Origin of the sequence: Fulvivirga kasyanovii, assembly GCF_009711405.1 — a bacterium.
Lineage (GTDB): Bacteria > Bacteroidota > Bacteroidia > Cytophagales > Cyclobacteriaceae > Fulvivirga > Fulvivirga kasyanovii.
Genome location: NZ_SMLW01000002.1, coordinates 1 through 203, shown reverse-complemented (window position 1 = coordinate 203; position 203 = coordinate 1). Strand labels below are relative to the sequence as shown.

General features: G+C 45.3%; 1 protein-coding gene. It reads right to left on the bottom strand.

Annotated features, from left to right (window positions below; translation table 11 throughout):
- On the bottom strand, nucleotides 1-203 hold a 203-nt coding region (locus E1163_RS29940), incomplete at both ends, for a hypothetical protein (protein WP_221417835.1).

The following is a 203-nucleotide window of genomic DNA, read 5'->3' as shown; positions in this document are numbered from 1 at the left end:
GTTATAAGCTTTTTCATACAAGAACACGGCTTTTTTCAGGCTTAGGGGCTGCTGGCCTGATAGCATGGCCTCCATCTCACGGTAAGCGTAGTAAAACATCTCCCTGCCGGGTATGTCCCTGCCCCGTAGCTCATAATCTATCCTTATATTACCACCTGTAGCCCTTGTTTTATTAAGTTCTTTAGCGGCTTCTTCAACAATCT